Source organism: Merdibacter massiliensis (assembly GCF_900155395.1).
GTDB classification, from domain to species: Bacteria; Bacillota_I; Bacilli_A; order Erysipelotrichales; family Erysipelotrichaceae; genus Merdibacter; species Merdibacter massiliensis.
The window spans coordinates 242,714-264,476 of record NZ_LT699728.1; the positions used below are offsets into that span (position 1 = coordinate 242,714).

The 21,763-nt window shown below is 38.2% G+C and carries 28 protein-coding genes; 17 read left to right on the forward strand and 11 right to left on the reverse strand.

From position 1 onward, the window contains the following. Positions 1–34 precede the first annotated feature (34 nt). The 9 genes from BQ9859_RS11285 to BQ9859_RS11325 are packed head-to-tail and all read left to right on the forward strand — an operon-like array spanning position 35 to position 8,596. Entirely contained in the window at positions 35–1,351 is a 1,317-nt protein-coding gene (locus BQ9859_RS11285) for a uracil-xanthine permease family protein (RefSeq protein WP_075878259.1), read from the forward strand. After that, positions 1,351–1,860, forward strand: a complete 510-nt coding sequence (locus BQ9859_RS11290) for a nucleoside-triphosphatase (protein WP_075878260.1) — start codon at positions 1,351–1,353, stop codon at positions 1,858–1,860. Before BQ9859_RS11285 ends, BQ9859_RS11290 begins: the two co-directional genes overlap by 1 nt. Further along, a complete protein-coding gene (locus tag BQ9859_RS11295; protein WP_075878261.1) occupies positions 1,857–2,855 on the forward strand; it encodes an ABC transporter substrate-binding protein in 999 nt (332 codons plus the stop codon). Before BQ9859_RS11290 ends, BQ9859_RS11295 begins: the two co-directional genes overlap by 4 nt. After that, the gene (locus BQ9859_RS11300) at positions 2,852–3,820 is read left to right on the forward strand and encodes a FecCD family ABC transporter permease (protein ID WP_075878262.1); all 969 of its coding nucleotides are present in this window, start codon (positions 2,852–2,854) and stop codon (positions 3,818–3,820) included. Before BQ9859_RS11295 ends, BQ9859_RS11300 begins: the two co-directional genes overlap by 4 nt. After that, positions 3,817–4,551 (forward strand): ABC transporter ATP-binding protein, encoded by a 735-nt coding sequence (locus BQ9859_RS11305; protein ID WP_075878263.1) that lies wholly within the window; start codon positions 3,817–3,819, stop codon positions 4,549–4,551. The genes BQ9859_RS11300 and BQ9859_RS11305 overlap by 4 nt, the downstream gene beginning before the upstream one ends. A 9-nt stretch (positions 4,552–4,560) precedes the next feature. Further along, on the forward strand, positions 4,561–5,328 hold the full coding sequence (locus BQ9859_RS11310) for an FAD binding domain-containing protein (protein WP_075878264.1): 768 nt from the start codon (positions 4,561–4,563) through the stop codon (positions 5,326–5,328). Further along, complete coding sequence (locus BQ9859_RS11315; protein WP_075878265.1) at positions 5,325–5,801, forward strand: (2Fe-2S)-binding protein; 477 nt, start codon at positions 5,325–5,327, stop codon at positions 5,799–5,801. The genes BQ9859_RS11310 and BQ9859_RS11315 overlap by 4 nt, the downstream gene beginning before the upstream one ends. After that, positions 5,785–8,061, forward strand: a complete 2,277-nt coding sequence (locus tag BQ9859_RS11320) for a xanthine dehydrogenase family protein molybdopterin-binding subunit (RefSeq protein WP_075878266.1) — start codon at positions 5,785–5,787, stop codon at positions 8,059–8,061. The genes BQ9859_RS11315 and BQ9859_RS11320 overlap by 17 nt, the downstream gene beginning before the upstream one ends. Further along, positions 8,051–8,596, forward strand: a complete 546-nt coding sequence (locus BQ9859_RS11325) for a nucleotidyltransferase family protein (protein WP_075878267.1) — start codon at positions 8,051–8,053, stop codon at positions 8,594–8,596. Before BQ9859_RS11320 ends, BQ9859_RS11325 begins: the two co-directional genes overlap by 11 nt. 31 nt (positions 8,597–8,627) lie before the next feature. On the opposite strand, the gene BQ9859_RS11330 is transcribed toward BQ9859_RS11325, so the two are convergent. The 3 genes from BQ9859_RS11330 to BQ9859_RS12670 are packed head-to-tail and all read right to left on the reverse strand — an operon-like array spanning position 8,628 to position 10,401. Beyond that, positions 8,628–9,386: a 4Fe-4S binding protein gene (locus BQ9859_RS11330; RefSeq protein WP_075878268.1), complete on the reverse strand. Its 759-nt coding sequence runs from the start codon at positions 9,384–9,386 to the stop codon at positions 8,628–8,630. 11 nt (positions 9,387–9,397) lie between these two features. Continuing rightward, on the reverse strand, positions 9,398–10,228 hold the full coding sequence (locus BQ9859_RS11335) for an NADP-dependent oxidoreductase (protein ID WP_202613501.1): 831 nt from the start codon (positions 10,226–10,228) through the stop codon (positions 9,398–9,400). Continuing rightward, entirely contained in the window at positions 10,213–10,401 is a 189-nt protein-coding gene (locus BQ9859_RS12670; protein ID WP_202613492.1) for a zinc-binding alcohol dehydrogenase family protein, read from the reverse strand. The genes BQ9859_RS11335 and BQ9859_RS12670 overlap by 16 nt, the downstream gene beginning before the upstream one ends. Positions 10,402–10,551: 150 nt before the next feature. Here BQ9859_RS12670 and BQ9859_RS11340 point away from each other — a divergent pair, with 150 nt between their 5' ends. Continuing rightward, on the forward strand, positions 10,552–11,004 hold the full coding sequence (locus BQ9859_RS11340) for an Rrf2 family transcriptional regulator (protein WP_075878269.1): 453 nt from the start codon (positions 10,552–10,554) through the stop codon (positions 11,002–11,004). Between the two features lie 149 nt (positions 11,005–11,153). Here the strand turns inward: BQ9859_RS11340 and BQ9859_RS12875 are convergent, their stop codons facing one another. The 5 genes from BQ9859_RS12875 to BQ9859_RS11365 form a co-directional block, all read right to left on the reverse strand. Then, entirely contained in the window at positions 11,154–11,555 is a 402-nt protein-coding gene (locus BQ9859_RS12875; RefSeq protein WP_083662888.1) for a DDE-type integrase/transposase/recombinase, read from the reverse strand. A 542-nt stretch (positions 11,556–12,097) separates the two neighbouring features. Continuing rightward, entirely contained in the window at positions 12,098–12,325 is a 228-nt protein-coding gene (locus tag BQ9859_RS12930) for a helix-turn-helix domain-containing protein (RefSeq protein WP_083662889.1), read from the reverse strand. 84 nt (positions 12,326–12,409) lie between these two features. Next, on the reverse strand, positions 12,410–12,706 hold the full coding sequence (locus BQ9859_RS11355) for a hypothetical protein (RefSeq protein WP_075878271.1): 297 nt from the start codon (positions 12,704–12,706) through the stop codon (positions 12,410–12,412). A 118-nt stretch (positions 12,707–12,824) separates the two neighbouring features. Further along, positions 12,825–13,469 carry an ATP-binding protein gene (locus tag BQ9859_RS11360; protein WP_328585274.1) on the reverse strand — a complete coding sequence of 215 codons (645 nt, stop codon included), beginning with the start codon at positions 13,467–13,469 and terminating at the stop codon, positions 12,825–12,827. Between the two features lie 147 nt (positions 13,470–13,616). Next, on the reverse strand, positions 13,617–14,000 hold the full coding sequence (locus BQ9859_RS11365; RefSeq protein WP_075878272.1) for a hypothetical protein: 384 nt from the start codon (positions 13,998–14,000) through the stop codon (positions 13,617–13,619). Positions 14,001–14,052: 52 nt separating this feature from the next. Here BQ9859_RS11365 and BQ9859_RS12770 point away from each other — a divergent pair, with 52 nt between their 5' ends. Next, entirely contained in the window at positions 14,053–14,217 is a 165-nt protein-coding gene (locus tag BQ9859_RS12770; RefSeq protein ID WP_235846440.1) for a hypothetical protein, read from the forward strand. A 290-nt stretch (positions 14,218–14,507) separates the two neighbouring features. On the opposite strand, the gene BQ9859_RS12390 is transcribed toward BQ9859_RS12770, so the two are convergent. From BQ9859_RS12390 to BQ9859_RS11375, 3 genes are all read right to left on the reverse strand, one after another. Further along, positions 14,508–14,675, reverse strand: a complete 168-nt coding sequence (locus BQ9859_RS12390) for a hypothetical protein (RefSeq protein WP_161941300.1) — start codon at positions 14,673–14,675, stop codon at positions 14,508–14,510. An 81-nt stretch (positions 14,676–14,756) separates the two neighbouring features. Next, on the reverse strand, positions 14,757–14,891 hold the full coding sequence (locus BQ9859_RS12820) for a hypothetical protein (protein ID WP_268874605.1): 135 nt from the start codon (positions 14,889–14,891) through the stop codon (positions 14,757–14,759). Between the two features lie 88 nt (positions 14,892–14,979). Then, entirely contained in the window at positions 14,980–17,409 is a 2,430-nt protein-coding gene (locus BQ9859_RS11375) for a PRD domain-containing protein (protein ID WP_075878274.1), read from the reverse strand. 272 nt (positions 17,410–17,681) lie between these two features. On the opposite strand from BQ9859_RS11375, the gene BQ9859_RS11380 reads away from it, so the two are divergent. The 6 genes from BQ9859_RS11380 to BQ9859_RS11405 are packed head-to-tail and all read left to right on the forward strand — an operon-like array spanning position 17,682 to position 21,628. Then, positions 17,682–18,101, forward strand: coding sequence for a PTS sugar transporter subunit IIA (locus BQ9859_RS11380; RefSeq protein WP_075878275.1), 420 nt, complete (start codon positions 17,682–17,684; stop codon positions 18,099–18,101). Between the two features lie 4 nt (positions 18,102–18,105). After that, positions 18,106–18,570 (forward strand): PTS sugar transporter subunit IIB, encoded by a 465-nt coding sequence (locus tag BQ9859_RS11385; RefSeq protein WP_075878276.1) that lies wholly within the window; start codon positions 18,106–18,108, stop codon positions 18,568–18,570. Positions 18,571–18,582: 12 nt separating this feature from the next. Then, the gene (locus BQ9859_RS11390; protein WP_075878277.1) at positions 18,583–19,326 is read left to right on the forward strand and encodes a PTS mannose/fructose/sorbose/N-acetylgalactosamine transporter subunit IIC; all 744 of its coding nucleotides are present in this window, start codon (positions 18,583–18,585) and stop codon (positions 19,324–19,326) included. A gap of 1 nt (position 19,327) precedes the next feature. Next, the gene (locus tag BQ9859_RS11395) at positions 19,328–20,146 is read left to right on the forward strand and encodes a PTS system mannose/fructose/sorbose family transporter subunit IID (protein ID WP_235846441.1); all 819 of its coding nucleotides are present in this window, start codon (positions 19,328–19,330) and stop codon (positions 20,144–20,146) included. Between the two features lie 14 nt (positions 20,147–20,160). Beyond that, entirely contained in the window at positions 20,161–20,958 is a 798-nt protein-coding gene (locus tag BQ9859_RS11400) for a BtpA family protein (RefSeq protein WP_075878279.1), read from the forward strand. Further along, positions 20,951–21,628: an HAD family hydrolase gene (locus tag BQ9859_RS11405; protein WP_161941301.1), complete on the forward strand. Its 678-nt coding sequence runs from the start codon at positions 20,951–20,953 to the stop codon at positions 21,626–21,628. The genes BQ9859_RS11400 and BQ9859_RS11405 overlap by 8 nt, the downstream gene beginning before the upstream one ends. The last annotated feature ends 135 nt before the right edge of the window (positions 21,629–21,763 follow it).

Below are 21,763 nucleotides of genomic sequence, written 5' to 3' on the forward strand. Positions count from 1 at the left end.
GGTCGAGAATTTTTTATTTGAAAGGGATGTCGTGATGAAAAAAGAAAAGAAAGAATTGGAAACAGAAGCTTCTATTTATGAATTAGACGGCAGAGTGCCTCTGCGCAAGGCGCTGCCGCTTGGAATTCAGCACATTTTGGCCATGTTCTTAGGCAACATTTCACCATTATTGATCGTATGCGGAATGTTGGCAATGGAAACAGGATTAAAAACCGTCTTGATCCAGAATGCGATGTTTGTTGCTGGTGTGGCTACGTTGATTCAATTGTATCCGTTTTGGAAGATCGGCAGCGGATTACCGATCGTCATGGGAACCAGTTCGGGTTTTATCGGTACAGCAAAAGCCATGGGCGCGTTGTTTGGTTATGGTGCCTTGATGGGTGCGAGCTTCATCGGCGGAATCTTCGAGATGGTGCTTGGTTATTTTATCAAACCGCTTCGTAAATTATTTCCGCCTGTCGTAACCAGCTTGGTGATCATTTCCATCGGTCTGTCTTTGCTGCCGGTAGGGATCAATTATTTCGGCGGCGGATCTGGAGCAGCTGATTTTGGTTCTCCTAACCATTTGATGGTGGGCAGCTTTGTCATCTTGGTCATCCTGATTGCAAAACAATTCAAAGGATTTATCAGCAATGCTTCCATCCTGATCGGCATCGTTGCCGGTTATCTTTTGGCAATCCTGTTAGGAATGGTCGATTTTACCCAAGTACAACAGGCAGCCTGGTTCTCTTTGCCTGTCTTCATGCCGGTTGCTTTTGAATTTAATTTACAGGCAATCATCGCCATGGGCATCATGTTTATTGCGACAACCGTAGAAACGATCGGCGATGTCAGCGGCGTTGCCAACGGCGGACTGGACCGGGAAGCAAGTGACAGCGAATTACAAGGCGGCGTCATGGCGGATGGATTAGGAAGCTTATTGGGATCCTTGTTTGGCGTATTGCCGAATACCAGCTTTTCGCAGAATGTCGGTCTGGTTGCCGTAACAAAAGTAGTCAACCGTTTTGTCATCTTTACCGGTGCGATCTTCTTGATCCTTTGCGGCTTCTGTCCTAAATTAAGTGCACTGTTCTCTGTTATGCCGCAATCGGTCTTAGGCGGGGCAGCAGTCATCATGTTTTCCATGATCTTGGTCAGCGGTATTCAATCATTGACAAGAAAGCCGCTGACAGAACGTGATGGATTGATCGTTGCATTAGCAATCGGTTTGGGAGTAGGAATCGGCAATGTACCAACCGTGCTTGCCCAAATGCCGCAATGGGTCGGCAATATCTTTGCCCAAAACGGGATCATCATGACCTTTGTGATCGCTACTGTATTGAATCTGATCCTGCCCAAAGAGAAAGAATAATGAAAATATTCATCACTGGAGCCAAGGGAAGCGGTAAATCTACTTTGGTACAGACCATCATACAAGAACAGCAATTGCAAGTGAGCGGCTTCTTGACGCTTCCTTTATATGAAAATGGAAACCGGATCGGTTTCTATTTTCATTCTTTAATACCTGTACAACAAAATGATCAGCGCTTTTCGATTCAAGAAACAACCAGCAACCGGACCATCGCCGGCATCTTTGATCATCTGGGCGTGGAGTGTTTAACAAACAGTCAGGGGAATGCTTATATCGTCATGGATGAAATCGGCTATCTTGAACATGATGAAAACAGCTATCTTTCATCCTTAACACAAACCATTGATAAAAACCCAAATATCATTGGTGTTTTACGAAAATGCGATATACAATATATATGTCAGATACGGCAGCGGAAGGATATCCTTTTGATCGATCTGGATACGATATCCTTTATGGATGCCAAAGCAATGATCAACAAACAGATAGAAGAGGAAAGAAAAAAATGAAGAAGATGATGAAATTTTTTTTGGCACTTTGCATGTGCCTATCCCTTGTGGCTTGCGGATCGGCCACACAAGAAAACACAGGTAGTTTTACGATTGAAGATCAGGCAGGAAGAAGCGTAACTTTTGATGAACCTGCCAAAACTGCAGCCAGCGGCTATTACATCGCGACGACAACTTTGATCGGATTAGGATGTGAAGATGCTTTGGTCGGTGTAGAAATGAAAGCAGACACGCGAAAGATCTACGCTGCTGCCGCTAAGCAAATACTAACACTGCCTGCATTAGGCAATAAGAAAAGCTTTAATGTAGAAGAGTGTGCCGCAGCAGATCCAGATGTCGTTTTCCTGCCGGTCAGTTTAAAAGACTATGTTGAACAACTGGAAGATCTGGACATGAAAGTGATTTTATTGAACCCGGAAACAGAAGAGACCTATGATGAAGCAGTTGAGATCATCGCAAGAATCATGGGAAAAGAGGATATCAGCGAACAGTACTTCACCTATCGAAAAGATCTGTTTGAAAAATATGTGAAAGAACAAGAAGAAAAGAAAACTGTCTATTTTGCCGGAAGCGATATTTTAGAAGCCTGCGGCAGCGATATGTTTCAAAATGAGCTGATTCAGGATGCCCAAGGAAGTTATGTGCTGAATGAGCAGTTAAAAGGGGTCAGCACTTGGCAAAAGATCAATGTTGAGGAATTGATACAAGCGGATCCTGACTATATCTTTATCGAACAGGGCGGCATTTCCGTAGACGATGTGCTCAACAACAGTGCTCTCAGCGATATCTCTGCAGTGAAGAATCATCACGTATATATCTTCCCTAGTGAATATGAAACTTGGGATACACCGAATCTGTCTTCTTGTTTAGGTGTGTTGTGGATGTATGCCATCTTGTATCCGGATGCGCTGTCCATGGAAGATGTCGCAAATGAAGCCAATGCCTTCTATCAAACATATTACGGTTTTGATGCGGACATGACCTTTGCATCATGAAAAAGCAATTGCTATTGGCGGGCAGTTTGCTGATCCTATTACTGATCTCGCTGATTTGTGGAAGATACAGCGCTAGTGCCTGGGAAGCAGCTAGCGCTTTCGTGCATGGAAGCAGTTCTCCCCTTGGCAAGATCTTATTTCAAATTCGCCTGCCGAGGATCTTGTTTGTGGTCTTGGCCGGTGCCGGTTTATCCGTATGCGGTTCCATTTTTCAAACGATCTTCAAAAATCCGCTTGCCAGCGGCGATATCATCGGTGCCAGCAGCGGATGTTCATTAGGTGCTGCAATTGCCATCTTATGTTTTGCAGATGCATGGGGAACCTGGTTCTCCGCTTTTCTTGGAGGAATGAGTGCGATCTTTGGCTGTCTGCTGCTTGCTCATCGAATGCATGGAAACCGTATCTTGAATTATGTAGTAAGCGGTTTGATCATTCAGGCAATCGCAACTTCAGCCTTGATGATGATCAAGTTGACCGCTGATCCTTACCAGCAGCTTGGTTCGATCGAATTCTGGCTGATGGGCGGTTTTGCCAATATCAGCTGGAATAATGTCGCATTGTTAGCGCCTTGTGCGCTTATCCTGCTTTGGATCTTATACCGGCTGCGCTGGAAGATCCAGCTGCTGGCTTTTGGAAAAGACGGAGAAACGTTGGGGAATGCACCTGTCTTCCTGACTGTCAGCGTATTGACCCTGTCTTCGCTGCTGATCAGCGCCATCATTGCCTCTGCCGGGATTGTCAGCTGGGTTTCTCTGCTCGTTCCGCATATGGTCCGTATTGCTTTTCACCAGAATTTTATGCAAAGTTATGTTTATAATCTATTGGTTGGTGCCATCTTTCTGCTGATCGCGGACACGCTTGCACGCTGTCTGTTCACGATTGAAATTCCGATCAGCATCATTACCAGTTTGTTTGGCGCAGCATTTTTGGTTTTCTTATTTATCAAGGGAAAGATCAACATATGATTACAGTAAATGATATCCGCATTACATTGGGTGATAAAACGATCGTACAGGATGTTTCTTTTCAGATTCCGCAAGGAAAGATCCTCATGTTATTAGGTGAAAACGGCTGCGGCAAGACGACCTTGATCAAAGGCTTGTTACAGGAATATCCCCTTGCGAAAGGATCTGTCACATTCAACGGTAGCAATGTACAAACACTATCCTATAAACAGCGGGCTGCTATCTTCTCTTACATTCCGCAGATCAAGGAAATGGCCGATCAAATGACATGCAAAGATGTGATCGTCAGCGGCTTGGATCGTTTCCTTCATTTCTTGCAGATCCCTGGTCCCCCTGAATATGCAAAAGCAAAACAGATCCTGCAACAATTTCAGATCGAAGAAGTATTTGATCAGCGAATCGATCAGATCAGCGGCGGTCAATTGCAGCTTGTCTATCTTTGCCGGGCGTTTCTTCAAGATGCCTCTTGCATCTTGATGGATGAACCTTGTACTTATCTGGATTTCATCAAGCAGCATGCATTTTTGGAACATACCAGAAACTTGACAAAGCAAGGACACAGCGTTGTCATCAGCATACATGATCCAAACCTGGCGCTTGCTTACGGAGATGAGATCCTTTTCATGCACCAGGGAAAGCTTCTTGCCGATATAAAAAAAGAAGAAACCGATATGCGGCAAGCATTGCGTGATCTGTATCAAAAAACCTATCAAAGGGAAATACTATTTTAGGAGGTTATCATGCTCAATATCCAACAATTTGTGCAACCAAAGTCATTACAAGAAGCTTATGAGCTGTTGCAAAAAAATCGAAATAACCAGATCATTGCAGGCATGCTGTGGTTAAAGATGGAAGATCGCAGCATCCCAACTGCCATCGATCTGCAGCACCTTGTATCCGACCAGATCGAAGAAAGCGATGATCGCTTTATAATCGGTGCCAATGTGACATTACGCATGTTTGAAACACATCCGGCATTGAATCAATGGATGCATCATGTATGCAGGGATAGTGTAAAAGATATCGTCGGTGTCCAATTTCGCAATCTAGCTACCGTCGGCGGCAGCGTTTATGCCCGTTTCGGGTTCTCTGATGTCATTTGTGCACTTCTGGCCTGTGATGCAACAATCATTTTATACAAAGGCGGAGAGATGCCGTTGGAAGAGTTTGTTCAAAGTCCTTATCAACGCGATATCCTCACCCATATCGTCATACCGAAACAATCTCTGCCGCGCAGTTTTGTCTGCATGCGCAAAAGCGCAACCGACATTTCAACTTTAAATTTGAGCGTGGTCAAGAAAAAGGAGCAGTATCAATTTGCTGTCGGAGGACGTCCGCAGAAAGCTATTTGTATCCAGTTGCCTGTAGAAGAAGATACGATCGTTGCCAAAAAGCTGCGTTCTCTAGTCCCATGTGAAGGAAATATGCGTGCCAGCAAAGAATATAGAGAAGCTTTAGTAGAAGCTTTATGCAGAAAAGCATTGAAAAAATTGGAGGAAACCGCATGAAGATAACGATCACACTTAATGGAAAAAGGATTCAGGAAGAAATTGCAAATGATGTATTGTTGATCGACTTTTTACGGGCTCACGGCTGTTACAGCGTCAAACGCGGCTGCGAAACAAGCAACTGCGGGCTTTGTACGGTCTGGATGGATCAAAAGCCGGTATTATCCTGTTCCCTGTTATGTGCGAAATGTGATGGTCACAGCATCACGACCTTGGAAGGCGTACAAAAACAGGCAGAAGCATTTGCTTATTTCATGGCTCATGAAGGGGCTGAGCAATGCGGTTTTTGTTCACCGGGACTGATCATGAACGTATTAGCCATGGAACAAGAATTACAAGCACCTACCATGGATGAGATCCGCTCTTATTTAGCAGGCAATCTGTGCCGCTGCACAGGTTATATGGGACAGATGCGGGCCATTCAAAAATATCTGCATCGAAACAAGGAGGCCGCACATGAAACAGATCAATAAAGCTGTCGTAAAAAAGGACGCCTACGCATTGCTCAGCGGAAAGCCGCTTTTTACAGACGATCTGGCAATGAAAGATTGCCTGATCATCAAGATCCTGCACTCGCCCCATGCGTTTGCCAAGATTTTGTCCATCGATACCTCCATGGCAAAAAAGATTCCGGGAGTGGAAGCTGTCTTTACTTATGAAGATGTTCCTTCTTCCCGCTTCACCTTGGCTGGCCAAACCTATCCCGAACCTTCTCCTTATGATCGAAAGATCTTAGATCAGATCGTGCGCTATGTAGGAGACGAAGTTGCCTTGGTCGTGGCGGTTGATGAAGAAACCGCATTAAAAGCTATGAAGCTGATCAAAGTACAATATGAAGTATATCCGCCTGTCTTAGATTTTCGCAATGCATTAGATTCTTCCAGCATCATCCATCCGGAAGAAGACTATCGCACGCTATGCGATATCGGCAATGACCGCATGCGCAATCTGTGTGCACATGATGAAAGCAATTATCAGGATGTGGATGCCGTATTCCCTGCTTGCGATGTCGTATTGGAAAGAACCTATCATACCAAAGCCAATGCACAGGCAATGATGGAAACCATGCGTTCTTATGCCTATATCGATGCTTATGGAAGATTAAACTGTGTCAGTTCCACACAAGTGCCTTTCCATATCCGGCGTATCTTGAGCAATGCACTGGAGATCCCCAAAAGCAAGATCCGGGTCGTCAAACCAAGGATCGGCGGAGGGTTTGGCGCCAAGCAAACCGGCTGTACCGAGATCTTCAGCGGTTTTGTCACATGGAAGCTAAAAAAGCCAAGCAAGATCGTCTATACCCGGGAAGAAACGCTCACTGCCAGCAATTCTAGGCACGAAATGCAGATGCGGGTAAAGATCGGTGCCAGCAAAGAAGGCATCATCAAAGCAATCGATCTGTACACATTGTCGAATACGGGGGCCTATGGAGAGCATGGTTCAACGACTGTCGGTCTTTCCGGCCACAAGTCATTGCCATTATATAACCATGTAGAAGCCGCACGTTTTACCAGCGATGTTGTTTACAGCAATACCATGACTGCCGGTGCTTATCGCGGTTATGGAGCCACACAAGGTCTTTTTGCCGTTGAATCGATCGTGAATGAACTGGCGGATGCCCTGCATATGGATCCTTGTGAACTGCGTTTTAAAAATATGGTAAAAGAAAATGAAACTTTACATATGTATTATGGCGAATATCTCAACAGCTGCGCACTGGACCGCTGTCTGCGCAAAGCCATGGAAATGATCGATTATCAAAATAAACCGCTTTGTTTAGATCTAGGAGACAAAGTGCGCGGGCTTGGCGTCGCATTATCTATGCAAGGTTCCGGTATCGCCAATGTCGATCTTGCTGCTGTAGAGATCAAACTGCAGGATGACGGCTTTTATACACTATCGATCGGCGCAACCGATATGGGAACCGGCTGTGATACGATCTTGGCACAGATGGCAGCCGAATGTCTGGATTGCAGCGTCGATCAAGTAGTGACCCAAGGTGTTGATACAGATTATTCTCCTTATGATACAGGTTCCTATGCCAGCGCTACGACTTATGTAACCGGTATGGCAGTGGTAAAAGCCTGTGAGATCTTGCGAAAACAGATCATCGAAGAAGCCAGCATCCTGATGGAAGTCGATCCTTCTCACATCACATTTGATGGAGACAAGATCGAAGCAATCGAAGATCAAAAAGAAATGCTGCTGCGGGAATTTGCCAACCGCTGCTTTGCCGGCGGAAAAGGGAAAGCATTGATTGCCAGTGCTTCTCATGTATCCCCGACTTCCCCTCCGCCATTCATGGCCGGTATTGCGGAAGTCGATGTAGATAAATTAACAGGTGAAATTTCGATCCATGACTATGTCGCCGTCGTAGACTGCGGTACGATCATCAACCCAAATCTCGTTCGCATTCAGGCAGAAGGCGGTATTGCCCAGGGAATCGGCATGGCACTGTTTGAGGATATTTCTTATGCCGAAGACGGCAAGATGCGCAATCGTTCTTTCCTGCAATATAAGATTCCTACTCGTCTGGATGTAGGAAACATTCGCGTTGCCTTTGAAAGCAGTTATGAAAACAATGGTCCCTTCGGCGCAAAATCGATCGGTGAAGTTGTCATCAACACGCCGTCTCCCGCAATTGCCAGCGCTGTTGCCCATGCGACAGGTTTCCAGGTCCGCACCTTGCCGATCACTGCAGAGAAAGTGCTGTTGAGAAAAGATGAAGATTGATCTAATGATCCTGGCTGCCGGCTACAGTCGCCGTTTCCAAGGAAATAAACTGTTATATCCTTATGCAGGCAAGCCTTTGATCCAGCATACTTTTGATCAGATCAATCCTGCACTGTTTCATCGCATCATCGTTGTCACACAATATCCAAAAGTCATGCAGCTTGCCCAAACTTATCATTTTTCATGTGTATATAATGAAGATCCCTCCCGCGGCATCTCCTCTTCCATCCTTTGCGGGATGCATGCCCTGACAAAGAGCGAAGCCATCTTGTTCCTGGTAGCCGATCAGCCTCATATCCGCAAACAAACATTGGCAAAAATGGTACAACTGGCAAATCCGCAACAGATCATCAGTGCATATGACCAAGAAATAAAAAATCCGATGCTCTTTCCCAAACGCTACTTTCCTCAGCTGCAGACATTAACAGGTGATCATGGAGCCAAAAAAATTGCCCTGCAGCATATCGATCAAGTACTTTGTGTTTCCTGTATTCAACAAGAGCTGCAGGATATCGATCAAAGAGAAGACATCTGAAAAGACGTTCGCTTCAAAAGCAAACGTCTTTTTATATAAATAATTCATTCTCTTTTCGTTCTGCACAGCTTTTGCTTAACATTTTTTCGGCTGCAAAATACAAAAGCTCATTGATCTTGCGAGCATGTTTCGGACATATTTCCACACAGCGCATGCAGGAGATACAGCGCTGTTTATCTACTTTTTTCACATTGTGTGGATCAATGGCCTGCACCGGGCAGAGCTTTGCACATTCTCCGCACTGATTGCAATCCTTTGTCGGTTTTGGAATCATTGGGGTTCCTCCCGCTTTTTTATATGGATGATTTCCCGGGACCTTCACTTCCAACATCTGACCTTCTGTATACTTTTGAAGGATCTGCTGTGCAAATCGTTTTAATGTTTCTGCATCATTCATATCTGGACGATCTGCGGCTATTGTATGAACGATCGAATGACGGGCAATTGCACTGACTGCCGCCAAGATCTGAAATCCGCCTTCTTTTAGAGTATCCTTTAATTCCATCAGTGTATCTTCATATGCGCGATTGCCATACACGACCACAGCTACTGCTTTAGCTCCATTTCCTTGGATTTTTTGGATACGCTCAATGGCAACAGCAGGCACACGTCCTGCATAAGATGGAACAGCAACGATTGCCAGATCCTGTGCCTGCAGTGAAATAGATGCGAAATTTTTATTTGGATCTGTCAGATCTACCTCTTGTTTAGCAGATGAAAATTCCTCTGCTAAGACGTCTGCTACTTTTTTTGTTGATCCGCATGGACTAAAAACAAATGTATATACCATCTTGACTCCCCCTATTCTACTTTTAAGATCACTTTTCCATTGGTATGTCCATTTTCTGCATATGCTAATGCTTCTTGTGCCTGCTCAAGCGTAAAAACACGATCATCAATTTGCGGCTGGATCTTTTGTTTTTCAATGATTTCTGTGAGGGTGCTTAATTGTTCCCCATCGCTGCGGACAAATAAAAAGCGATACCGACAGCCCTTCTTTTTAGCCAAGCGATCATATTTAGCTCCGGCTATCGTAAATAAACAGCGCTGAAACCAAGGATAGTGCATGCTTTGGGCAAATTCCTTATTAGGGATCCCCTTTAGGCTCAGCAAGGTACCGCCCGGCTTCAAGATCGACAGCTCTTTTTCAAACTCTTTGACGCCTAACGTGTCAATGACATGATCTACATGTTCTATACATTCCCAATAGTTCTCTTTTCGATAATCCAGATAACGATCTGCCCCTAATGAACAGATGATATCCCTTGCCCGGTCATTTCCCGTCACGATCACATGCATGCCCAATGCTTTTGCAATGGGAACCAGCATCTGTCCCAAACTGCCAGAACCGCCCGTAACCAAGATCGTTTCTCCCTTCTTTGCCTGCAGACCTTCCATTATTGCCTGATAAGAAGTCAACGCTGCCAACGGTATCGCCGCGGCGATCGCAAATGGATATCCTTTTGGCATCTTTGCTACTGCTGATGAGTCCACTGCAACGAATTGGGCAAATGCTCCGATTTGCTGGATTGGAAGACGTGCATATACGTGATCCCCAGGCTGAAAGGAAGTTACATCTTCCCCTGCTTCTCGAATAATGCCGCTGCATTCATTGCCTAAGACAAGAGGCATCCGGTAAGAATGAACAAACGAATGTCTCCATGAAGGATCAATAAATCGAGCGGATTCACTGCTGCTGCCTGTACCTGGATCAACACCTCTCGCTTGCCCGGTTTGGGCATCTCACGCTCGCTTGCCTCTAGTGCAATCTGCTTGCTGTATCGTTGGATCTGCATTACTTTCAATGATATTCTCCCTTTCTTGCTTCCTTGCATTTTTTTCTATACTTTCTTATAATAAATGTAAATCATCAGATTACATCTGACACCAATATAACACCGTTATGATGTAATGTCAACATTTACATCTAAACGACATGAGAAAGGAAGGATCGCATGCAACTAAGTATGAAATGTTCCATTGCTGTGCATTGTCTCATCTTCATTCACGAGGCAAAAGGCATCGCAAAAGTAACAAGCAGCTTGTTAGCGGAAAGCACTGGCAGCAACCCGGTCATCATCCGCAATACCTTGAGTGCTTTGAAAAAAGCAGGATTGATCGAAGTGAAACGTGGAAGCGGAGGTGCCTGTTTATGCAAAGATCCGAAAGAAATCACTTTGTATGCCATCTATGACGCATTGGAGCCCCACGGGCTTTCTTCTTTGATCGGCATTCATCCATGCGAGCACCGTGCTTGTCCCGTTGCCCAAAATATTCGATCTGTCTTACAGAAACCATATCAAAAAATAGAAGAAGCCATTCAACAAACGATGGAATCCATCACCTTAGCAGATATGCTCGACGATTTTCATACGATCATTCAGGAAAAAGTCCAAAATAAAACATGACTGTATATTGATCTGATTCCTGTCAAATGGACACGTTAAGTAAATAAAAAGTATTACCCAATTACATCATGCTGATTGGTTTTTTACTTTTAAAGATTCTATATTTTTTTCTCAGAATAAAGGCAATTGAACAATGATTCGGATCTTCTTTATTGATAGCTTCTTTCTCTTACCTTTATCAGTGTTCTCGAACCAAATCTTGATTGGTAGCACTGATAATTACAGAATTTGATATATTTGTGGATTGCTTCGATCAAGTCCTCATTATTTTGAATCTCATACATCTTTGTTTTGATGATTCCACATAGTCCTTCTGTTGGATTATTATCTAAACAACAGGCTATTCTGGACATCAATTGTGTCATCCCCTGTTCCCTCAACTTATTCAGAAACACTAAACTTGTATATTGAAAACCCCGATCTGAGTGGAATAGAGGATATGTATTTGAATTATCCTTGATTGCTTGATGAAAGGTATCCAATACAAGCACATTATCATTCTTGTTACTGATCGGTCGTATAATGATAGAACGCTCGTATAAATCAAAAATACATTAATATATATTTTTTCTGTTGAACGAGGAACTCTGAACTCCATTACATCTGTTGTCCTCTTTGCATTTGGCTTCAACGCTTCAAATTCTCGATGAACTACATTTACAACTTTATAATCTATCTTGCTTGTAACATTACAACAGGTTCTTGTTCTTCTAAACATAGAATGAATCCCTAAGATATTTATTATTCTATGAATGCGTTTCGTATTATAGTGTTTATTGTTATTCCGATTAATAAAGAGACGCATTCTATGACAACCTAAAATTTCGCCATATTTTTGATGATAATCATAACGGTTTCTGATCATTTCATATTTTCTTGTTCATTCGGGAATAGGTCGATTCAACCATTTATAGTATGATGAACGTCCAAGATCTTATTGTTTACTCATCCAGCTGATACTATATTTCTCTTCTTCATGAAGTTCTTTGATTGCTACGTATTTTGTTTCGTTTTTCGATTTGGAGAATATAATCTCCTTTCGTTTTCCTGCACTTTTTAAGAGTCTATTCTCCATCTCCTTTTCTTTTAGTTGTCATTCAAAGATTTTTATCCTGCGCTGTAGTTTCTCTGTTTCGCTTAATTGTTCCTCGCTCTTATGCTGTCTATGACGATCAATGAGATCTTTCTTTCCAGATGCCAGATATTTTTTATCCCATCGATATACTTGTATGTAATAGATATCAAATCGTTCAGCACTCTCCTTATAATTCCTATTATGTTCCAAACAATAATTTACGATTTTATACGTTCTTCCTGTGATGTCTTTCTGCTACACTCTTTCATATAAAACCTCCGGCTTAGGATCATAATTCTTAAGTACTTAGAGGTTATTATACTTCTTGATTCAAATTTGGACAGTATCAGCTGAAGGAATTTCATATCTAATGGCAATATCTACAAGAGAAAATTCTTCTGTTAAATAGGCTTCAACCACTTGTTGTTTAAATTTTTTCGTATATTTTGCGTTATGTGGTTTTATATTGAAATAACCTGATCCTAATGACTGATATACCCTTGCCCATTTTCGTATCGCCTTGTCACTGATATCAAAATTGTGAGAAAACTTACTTGTATTTCTTATCTCCATTAAAATTAATATTGTCAATCTATATTTTACTAAAAATGCTGTTTTTAATTTCACCAGTTTTGCTAGTCTTTCTCTTCTAGCTGGGACAGTATATCCTTGACTCTGTAAGAGGGGCCAACAATATTGATGATGTGACTATGATGCAGTAAACGATCTAGTATTGCATTTGTTATCACTGGATCATTGAATATTTCTGCCCATTTGGATAGTGCTTTATTGGTGGTGATGATTGTTGATCTTTTTTCGTATCTTCTGGATATGAGCTGAAAAAAAGATTGGCTGCTTTTTCATCTAGATTAAGGTATCCGATTTCATCAATGATCAGCACCCTATATCTCATATACAGTTTCAGTCTCTTTTCCAGTCGGTTCTCTTCTGCCGCAGCCATCAGATCGGAAATCAGGTTCTGGCATGATATGAAATGTACACTGTACCTTTTGAGTGCCGCTTCAATCCCAATTGAGGTTGCCAAATGAGTCTTTCCAGTCCCAGGTGATCCTACAAACAGAATGTTTTCTTTGTTTTCGATGAATCTCAAGGTAGCCAGATCGTCAATTTCTTCCCTGTCCAGAGAAGGCTGAAATGCAAAATCATAGTCATTGATTCTTTTTAGAAACGGAAAGCCGGCTGTCTTGACGCTGTTGTTCATGAGCCTTTCATTGCGCATTGTTCTTTCTTTTTCGGTCAGTTCATAAAGCGCATCGATGAAGCTTTTTTCTTTGCTGGCAACCATATCGGTATAGACTGACAGATTGCTTTTTATTGACAGCAGCTTGAGTTCTTCCAGGTTGTTGATAAGTTTGTTATAGTTTGTCATTGGTCATTTTTTCTCCTTTTCCCAGTATGCTCAGTCTTTTCAGATTTTCATCGGACATTTTTCTGATATCCGCATCACTGATTCCGCGAATATTGTCAGATAGTGCTCTTAAGTAATGATCGGTATCGTAATTGACCTTATTATGTGTTATATTATGTTTGGCGATGAGTTTAGAATTACAGTAGATATACAGTTCTTCGGAAACAGGATATATATATCAACGGTTCTATTGATATATTCAGAGCCAACAGAATATTTATTTCCACGATAGCTGATCAGCAGAGTATCAGGTACTGTCTGTTTTATATGTTCGGTCAGATATGAATCAAGGAGTACCTTGCTGGCAAGTGGTCTTAAATATTCTTTTTCTTTTTCAAACAGTACCGATGGCGGCATGTTTGTTCCTGTATTGATCTGTCTGTTGGCATCGGCCGTTACTGTATCTTCGATCAGTTCAATAAGATCATTTTCAGTTTTCAGCTTGCCGTTGTACGGAAATATCCAGCTGATAAACTTGTTGGAATTTTCCACCTTTCCCTTCGTCTGTGGTGTCTTTGCCTTACACAGCTTTAAAGTGGCACCTATGTCTTTAAAAAGCGCAGAGACTTTTGGATTGATTTTTTTTGTTGGCATCTCTGCAGGAAACGATGGCAGACATGTTGTCCGTCAGATATTCATCGCAGATTCCACCGATCTTGTTGACGGCCTTGATAAAGCAGTGAAGAAAGTCATCCGTTTCCTTGTGTGATGAATAAATAAATACATGCTCTCTTGAATAGCCCAAAGTCAGGGAAAAGACATTAAAATGAATGACCTGACCGTTTTCAAGCGTAAACTGCAGATCTTCTTTCCAGTCAAACTGTGCCTGTTTGCCGGGAGGTGTTTCATAAAGGACATGAGGCCTGTTGTTTTTTCTGATCCGTCCTCTTTTGTGGTAGAAATAGTTTCTCAGCGAGTTGTAATCACCAGGCAGTTTGTCCTCGCCATACTGATGGGAGAGGAACAGCCAAAGAGCCTTGTAAGAGACATGTCCTGATCTTAAAAGCTGATCACACTCTTGTGAATACCGGTCCCATTTGGATATTCCTTTTCTACTTTTTCTTTTAGGAATGCCATCATTGTCATAGTATTTTTTATGGTGTGCCGATCAATTCCGTATTCTCTTTGAAGTGCAGAATAGTTGGGCTTGATACCGTAATCTTTCATAATTCGTAATTCTCCTAACAGATTTCTGTTCATAATATTACCCTTTATATACCTTTCAAAAACAGTATATAAAAAGTAACCCTAAGCTGATATAAATTTACCAATATTGGTGAATTTATTTTCAGCATTTTTGGTTACTTTAAGATTAGCAGTATTAAAATACTGTTCACAAATATCTACTTTTTGTTTAGTTGATAATTTTGGTTTTCTTCTCATAGAAAAAGCCCACCTCCATAGATACACATTTGTTTATTTCATGTGTCTACTTTAGTGGGATCATATCAGTCTATATCAAGAACCCTTTTTATTCTTCAATATAAGAAGAAAAGATTTCTGAAATATAGACTAATTCATTTTTAGGTATTTTAATTCCGAATGAATTATTTACTAATTTCATTGAGTCATCTATTATTTGAATCAAATCTGTATGTAAACGTACATATTTATTAGCCCTTGAATTTTCCCAAGTTTCATTTTTGATTACTCTTTCAATCATATTTGAACAATGGCATAAATATTTGGTTGCTATTTCATCACTATATGGGACATTTATTTTTTGTAATATTAGTTCCAAACATTGCATTAAAGTATCAACTGCTTTATTTGCATCCAAAAATGTTAAAGTTTTTGCAATTACTCTTTTTGTTATTTTTTTTATAAAACGATCACTATTATTTAATATTTCTTGATTTTCTTGTTTTTCATTAGAATCAATTAATGCACTTAAATCACATATGGATGTCATTGTCTTTTCTACCAATAAAATCAAAAGATTTAGTGATAAATTATTAATGCTTCTAGTAGGGATATTTGTTTGTGAAGTAATGTAATCACCAATACTATTTAAAGGCTCCTTGTCACTTACCACTAATATGCCTGCTCCTTTATTTAATTCTATTGATTTTACACATGCTAGTTCTAAGCAATCGTTTAATTGCAGTTGCTCATTAAAATCGATAGAATCTAAATAATATTCCCCTTGAATATTCTCTTTAATATATTTTACCATTTGTGTTGCTACACTATCTCCATGAGCAATAACAAGAATTGCAACTTTCGTCTGATTAGCCCATTGATTTGCAATAACCAAATAATTAATTAAAAAGATTATCTCTCTTCTATCCCTTTTTACATGAAAATAGTGGTATATCTCATCGAATATTTCAATAGTTGCTTTATATTCTGTAGGATATATTTGCTGTAAATCATTAATATTAACCATATTATTTTCACTCAAATCTTTACGATGTATACCATTGGTAATATGAAGTAAGATCCCATATAATAATTCCTCATGCTCTCTAAGTTTGTTAAATATTGAATATTTATAGAGTATTGTCATAACAATTTGATAGATTAATGGATCAATATTTTTTTTTAAAGAGATAAGCTGCAATTTATTTAGATTTTTTAAACAAGTTATGTTCTCACTTGCATAATTTTCTATACTAGATAAATTATTCAAATCAAAATTAAATTCATTGATAAATTGCGACAATAGATGTGTTGCAGATTTTTTTGGAAATTCTTTAAAAAAGATATACTCTTTTGAGTGTCCAGTTTCATCAAAAGTTATATATTCTTCTTGAATCATATTTAGAATCCTGCCGGAATCATTTAATTTTATAAAACTACTTGATTTCATTTGAAGCATTTCCTGTGGCAAATTATGCAAATGTATAGTGACAATTTCCATCTGAGTTTTATTCTGCTGTAAATAAGCATCTGAACATATTAATTTAATTTGATTTTTTAAGTCTATTATATTTAATTTATGTTGTGTTTTCAAAAGAATATATAATACATCTTTTGATATTCTAATTTTTTTATTGATATTTGTAGCTTCTAATGCAAATAAATGCATAATTATCTCCATTTTTTCATACGCACCTCGTTGATCAATATCATTCAGTTCTATTTTTACAGGACAATATTTTGAAATAATAGAAATAGGGTATTCTTGAAACTGAAGCTCTGTTGTTATAATAAACATACATTTTAGATCATTTTTTTTATTTTGTTTAAAATATGCATTCTTTTCTAATATACCACTTAATAATTGAATACATTGACTGCTCATAGATTCAACGTTCTCAAAAATCAAAAAATGTATACGTAATCTATCAAGAACACCCTTTGTCTGTTCATCACCAAACAATAATTTTTCAAGCATATCTAGCTCAGAATAACGCTTACAGTCAATAATATGAAATTGAAATGCACATCCATGTATATTTTTAGCATACTCCACCATACCATATGCAATTTCTGCTTTTTCCGTCCCCGTAGACCCACAAATAATTGTATGTAACCCATGTGGTGGATAAGATATTGCTGCTTTTGCTTTTTCTATTTGTTTGCTTAATGACCCATTTTCACCAATCAATTCATCAAGCAATAGATTTTTCTTAATATCGTTTTCATTAGAATCCTCTACTATGAGATATTTTGATATTTTCTCACCTTTCTTAATAAAAGATGGAATATCAGCATTAGGAAAAGCTCGTCTTAAAACGCCATAATCCAAATAAAAAACAGGTCTACCAAAAATTTTTACCAAATAATTTCTTTTCCACAAATCATTCATGATACGTGAAACGTTGGCGCGATCCTTTTTAAATAATATAGAGATTTCTTCTGCATCAATTCCAAAATTATCCAACTCCCTAGAATTAGTTATCATTTTAGTTTTGTTTTTAATATATTTTAAAACATCTTCCTCTATTTTTTTCATAAATTGGTGTAATTTCCTCCTATCATATCAAAGATAATTATATTTTCTGTGTAAAGCTACTTATAAACTGTGTATTAATAAATATTTATATATACACATTTACTAATTATTAATTATTAACTTTAGTTTAACACCATTTATACATTTTATAAATAGTATTACATGGATAATCTAGTGTGTAATTAATTCTAATATTTTGACTTTCTTTTATTAATGCGTTAAATCTAAATTAACTGAAATACATGTATTCAGAATAACAACAATGAAGGGAGATGTTTACTATTCGTATCATATTAATTAGTCATGGAAAACTAGCTAAAGAATTATATGAAACCGCAAAAATGATTTTAGGTGATGTATCTAATTTATGCTATCTAGAGTTTCCAAATGGACAAGATTTAGACTTATATAAAAACCAAATCGAACAAATTGTAAGAAATGAGAATGAAATTTTAATTTTAGCAGATTTATTTTCAGGAAGTCCATTTATGCAAGCGTCGAAAGTATTTATGGAACATCATTTTTCAGATAACATTGAACTGTTTGCTGGAGTGAATCTACCTATGTTGCTTGAAATTGCTGTATTAGCAAAGACAATGCCATTAAAAGAATTAAGAAAAATAGTTGTTGATATTGGCAAAGCAGGTATTGTTGATTTTAGAAATAAAACTAAAGAAATAAGGGGTGATTAAGTTTATGTCAATTAAGATGATACGTATTGACGATCGTTTAATACATGGACAAGTTGTTGCTGCATGGTCCAAAGTTTTAAATATCAATCGGATTTGGGTTATAGATGATAATACAGCAAAAGATGAATTTCTATCTGGTGTAATGCGTCTTGTTGCTCCACCGCATGTTGAATTAGTCATTACTGATGAAAATCGCATAAAAGAGTTAGCAAAAGATTTTGATGAAGATAATAAAAATACTCTAATTTTATCCAAAGGTCCAGAAGTTATGAAGAAAATCTTTATGACAGGAATAAGTCATAAGGAATTAAATTTAGGTGGAATGTGTGCTAGACCTGATAGAACAAAATTATTTAAACAAATATCTGCAAATAAAAAGGAATTAGAATTATTACACGATATTAAAAACATGGGTATACATGTTTATTTCCGTGTAACACCAGACGACATTGAAACAGAATTTGAATAAGGAGGTAAGAAAATGTTATTTATTCAATCAATTTTAATTGGACTATTTGCTGCTTTTATTCGTACTTTTGAGCTTGCGACTTGGGTCATATATTGTTCTCCTTTAGTTTGTAGTAGTATTGTTGGCACCATTTTAGGAAATCCAACCTTAGGAGTAGAAATAGGAGCACAATTACAGCTTGTTTATATGGGAGCATTAGTTGTTGGTGGTGTTTCTTCATATAGTTATATATGGGCAGGAGTAATTGGACCAGCTATCTGTATTGTATCAGGTTTGGATCCTATTGAATCAGCAACAGTTTGTGTTACAGTTGGAGCTCTCGGAGTTATTGCAGATAATATTCGCATGACCGTAAATGGAATTTGGGTTCATATGGCTGATAAATATGTACAAAACGGAGAAACAAGTAAACTTTGGATTTATAACATTATTCTCCCTTTCCTACTATATTGTCTAATTTATGGTTTACCTGCGGTCATAGGTATTATGTTAGGAGCAAACTATCTTTCTGATTTAATGAATTCTTTGCCACTCTGGATTTCTAACGCAATCACAGCTATAGGAAAGCTCCTTCCTGCATTAGGTATTGGTATGATGCTTAAAGCCGTTTACAACAAAAAATTAATTGCGTTTGCAATTGTAGGCTATGTATTATCTGGCTATCTCCATGTTCCAACATTAGGTGTTGCTTTAGTCGGAATTGCATGTACATTGGTATATTTTAATAGTTTAAATGCAAAAAAGGAGGAAATTTAATATGTCTAATTCAGTCGAAAAAAAATTGACGAAAAAAGATCTACTTAAAGTTTTTATTCGATGGGAAACAGGAACTGAAGCATGTAATAGCTATGAACGCTTAATGTCACTTGGTTTTTGTTGGTCTATGGTACCAATCATAAAAAAATTATATGACACGAAAGAAGAAAGAGTAGCTGCTCTAAACAGACACTTAGTTTTTTTCAATACCGAAAATAATTGGGGAGCATTCATTCCAGGCATAGTTTGTTCTTTAGAAGAAGAAAGAGCAAATTCCAAAGATATCTCAGATGAAGCAATTAACGGAATTAAAGTAGGACTAATGGGGCCTTTGGCAGGCATGGGAGATACAATCACACAAAGTTTGGTAAATGTTGTTCTTTTATCAGTAATTGTCAATATGACCTTAAATGGAAATTTATTTGCCCCTATCATTTACGTAATCATTTACACTGCTTATATTTTAGGAGTCGGTTATTTTACTTTCACACAAGGCTATTCTTTAGGACGCAATGTTCTTAGTAAAATAATGGATAAATCCATTTTACAAAAACTTACTGAATGTATGTCTGTTCTGGGAATGACTATAGCAGGAAGCATGATAGTATCCAATGTTAATATCACAACTCCATTAGTAATCACTACCAATGAATCATCTATAGTTTTAAACGATATTCTAACTTCTATAGCACCAAATATATTAGGTGTACTAACAGTAGCAATTGTATTTTCTTTATTAAGAAAAAAAATTTCTATTAACAAAATAATAGTAGGCATCTTCTTTATTGGATTAATTGGATCCTTACTTGGAATCTTATAAGGAGGTGTTCTTACATGTGGTATCAAGAAATGTTTCATGCAAACAAACCTGTAATTGGAATGGTTCATTTACAGGCATTACCTACTGATCCAAAATACGATAGTAAAGGTGGCATGAAAAAAATAATCAAGATGGCCAGAGAGGATTTAAACTCCCTCCAAAATGGCGGTGTTAATGGGATATTATTTTGTAATGAGTTTAGCATCCCCTATACAAAGAAAATAAATGGAGCTGTAATTGCTGCATTTGCTGAAATTATAGGTGAATTAAAAAAAGATATAAAATTACCTTTTGGAATTACATGTGCTTCTAGTGTTAAAGCAACATTTGACATTGCATGTGCTACTGGAGCTGATTTTGTGAGAGCGCATTATCATGGAGCTAATGCTGGGGTCTATGGAATTAATGATTATGATCCAGGAGATATTGAACGATATCGATACTATATAGGATGTGGCAATGTAAAAGTATTAACAGCTGTCATTCAAGAAGGTACGCGTCAAATTGCAGAAAGATCTTTAGAAGAAGTTACTAAAACTCTCACGTTTAACATAAATCCAGATGCTTTGCTTATTTATAGTTCGACCCCTGGATCTGCCATTGACATCAATCAAGTTAAAAAAGTAAAAAGCGTTACTACAACTCCAGTATTTGCTTCAAATGGAGTCACACCAGAAACCATAGGTAAAATCCTACAATACGTTGACGGTTGCATTGTTGGTACTGGCGTAAAATATAATGGGAATTTTTATCAACAAGTAGATATAAATCGTGTTAAATCGTTAATGAATAATGCAAAGAATTATGAATAATAATAAATTGAATATAGAAAAGATTAAAGGTATTATTTTTGATTTTGATGGTGTTATTGTTGATAGTGAGCTAATCTTTATTAAGAGTGTCCAAACATATCTTAATAATAAAAAAATATTTTTGGAACAAAGCAAGATTCAATCATTAGTTGGTCAATCACTTGACAAAATAGCAGAAGATATTAAAATAATGTTCACAATGAAAGAAGATACTCAAACTATATCAACTGATATACGTAAGTTATATGAAATGAATTTTGATTTAAATAATATTTATACTATGCCAGATCTCATTTCTACATTAGAAGTTCTCAAAAGAAATAACTTCAAAATAGCAATTGCATCTTCTTCACCTCTTTCTTATGTAAAAACTATTATGCAAAAATTAGAAATTGATCATTATTTCCACTATATATTATCTTCTTCTATTAACTTTAAAAGCAAACCCTGTCCCGATATATATTTAGCAGCAATCCATACCTTGAATTTGTTAACAGAAGAAATAATTGCTATTGAAGATTCACCTAATGGTATTAAAGCCGCAAAGGCTGCTGGGTTATACACCATTGGATATAAAGGATCCGCTTTAATTCAAGATACTACACAAGCAGATTTAGAAATCTATCATTTTTCTCAGCTTAAAGAAATACTTTTTCCACATGACCTATGAAGTATAAGCCAACAGTTATTTTATAGGAAATATCATAATTAAAAATGAACTAATAATAACACTCTCCTATGTTTTGAAACAATTCACTATTATGACATATAACACAAATCCCTATTTCCTATAATTGCAATACAT

Bases quoted from the DNA above. Each gene is read 5' to 3' on its own strand.
- BQ9859_RS11300 (WP_075878262.1), top strand. From the start codon at position 2,852: ATGAAAAAGCAATTGCTATTGGCGGGCAGTTTGCTGATCCTATTACTG.
- BQ9859_RS11290 (WP_075878260.1), top strand. From the start codon at position 1,351: ATGAAAATATTCATCACTGGAGCCAAGGGAAGCGGTAAATCTACTTTG.
- BQ9859_RS11340 (WP_075878269.1), top strand. From the start codon at position 10,552: ATGCAACTAAGTATGAAATGTTCCATTGCTGTGCATTGTCTCATCTTC.
- BQ9859_RS11310 (WP_075878264.1), top strand. From the start codon at position 4,561: ATGCTCAATATCCAACAATTTGTGCAACCAAAGTCATTACAAGAAGCT.
- BQ9859_RS12770 (WP_235846440.1), top strand. From the start codon at position 14,053: ATGTCTTTAAAAAGCGCAGAGACTTTTGGATTGATTTTTTTTGTTGGC.
- BQ9859_RS11375 (WP_075878274.1), bottom strand. From the start codon at position 17,409: ATGAAAAAAATAGAGGAAGATGTTTTAAAATATATTAAAAACAAAACT.
- BQ9859_RS11400 (WP_075878279.1), top strand. From the start codon at position 20,161: ATGTGGTATCAAGAAATGTTTCATGCAAACAAACCTGTAATTGGAATG.
- BQ9859_RS11385 (WP_075878276.1), top strand. From the start codon at position 18,106: ATGTCAATTAAGATGATACGTATTGACGATCGTTTAATACATGGACAA.
- BQ9859_RS11405 (WP_161941301.1), top strand. From the start codon at position 20,951: ATGAATAATAATAAATTGAATATAGAAAAGATTAAAGGTATTATTTTT.
- BQ9859_RS11325 (WP_075878267.1), top strand. From the start codon at position 8,051: ATGAAGATTGATCTAATGATCCTGGCTGCCGGCTACAGTCGCCGTTTC.
- BQ9859_RS11285 (WP_075878259.1), top strand. From the start codon at position 35: ATGAAAAAAGAAAAGAAAGAATTGGAAACAGAAGCTTCTATTTATGAA.
- BQ9859_RS12820 (WP_268874605.1), bottom strand. From the start codon at position 14,891: ATGAGAAGAAAACCAAAATTATCAACTAAACAAAAAGTAGATATTTGT.
- BQ9859_RS12390 (WP_161941300.1), bottom strand. From the start codon at position 14,675: ATGAAAGATTACGGTATCAAGCCCAACTATTCTGCACTTCAAAGAGAA.
- BQ9859_RS11295 (WP_075878261.1), top strand. From the start codon at position 1,857: ATGAAGAAGATGATGAAATTTTTTTTGGCACTTTGCATGTGCCTATCC.
- BQ9859_RS11305 (WP_075878263.1), top strand. From the start codon at position 3,817: ATGATTACAGTAAATGATATCCGCATTACATTGGGTGATAAAACGATC.
- BQ9859_RS11315 (WP_075878265.1), top strand. From the start codon at position 5,325: ATGAAGATAACGATCACACTTAATGGAAAAAGGATTCAGGAAGAAATT.
- BQ9859_RS11390 (WP_075878277.1), top strand. From the start codon at position 18,583: ATGTTATTTATTCAATCAATTTTAATTGGACTATTTGCTGCTTTTATT.
- BQ9859_RS11335 (WP_202613501.1), bottom strand. From the start codon at position 10,228: ATGCCTCTTGTCTTAGGCAATGAATGCAGCGGCATTATTCGAGAAGCA.
- BQ9859_RS11330 (WP_075878268.1), bottom strand. From the start codon at position 9,386: ATGGTATATACATTTGTTTTTAGTCCATGCGGATCAACAAAAAAAGTA.
- BQ9859_RS11360 (WP_328585274.1), bottom strand. From the start codon at position 13,469: ATGACAAACTATAACAAACTTATCAACAACCTGGAAGAACTCAAGCTG.
- BQ9859_RS11395 (WP_235846441.1), top strand. From the start codon at position 19,328: ATGTCTAATTCAGTCGAAAAAAAATTGACGAAAAAAGATCTACTTAAA.
- BQ9859_RS11380 (WP_075878275.1), top strand. From the start codon at position 17,682: ATGTTTACTATTCGTATCATATTAATTAGTCATGGAAAACTAGCTAAA.
- BQ9859_RS11320 (WP_075878266.1), top strand. From the start codon at position 5,785: ATGAAACAGATCAATAAAGCTGTCGTAAAAAAGGACGCCTACGCATTG.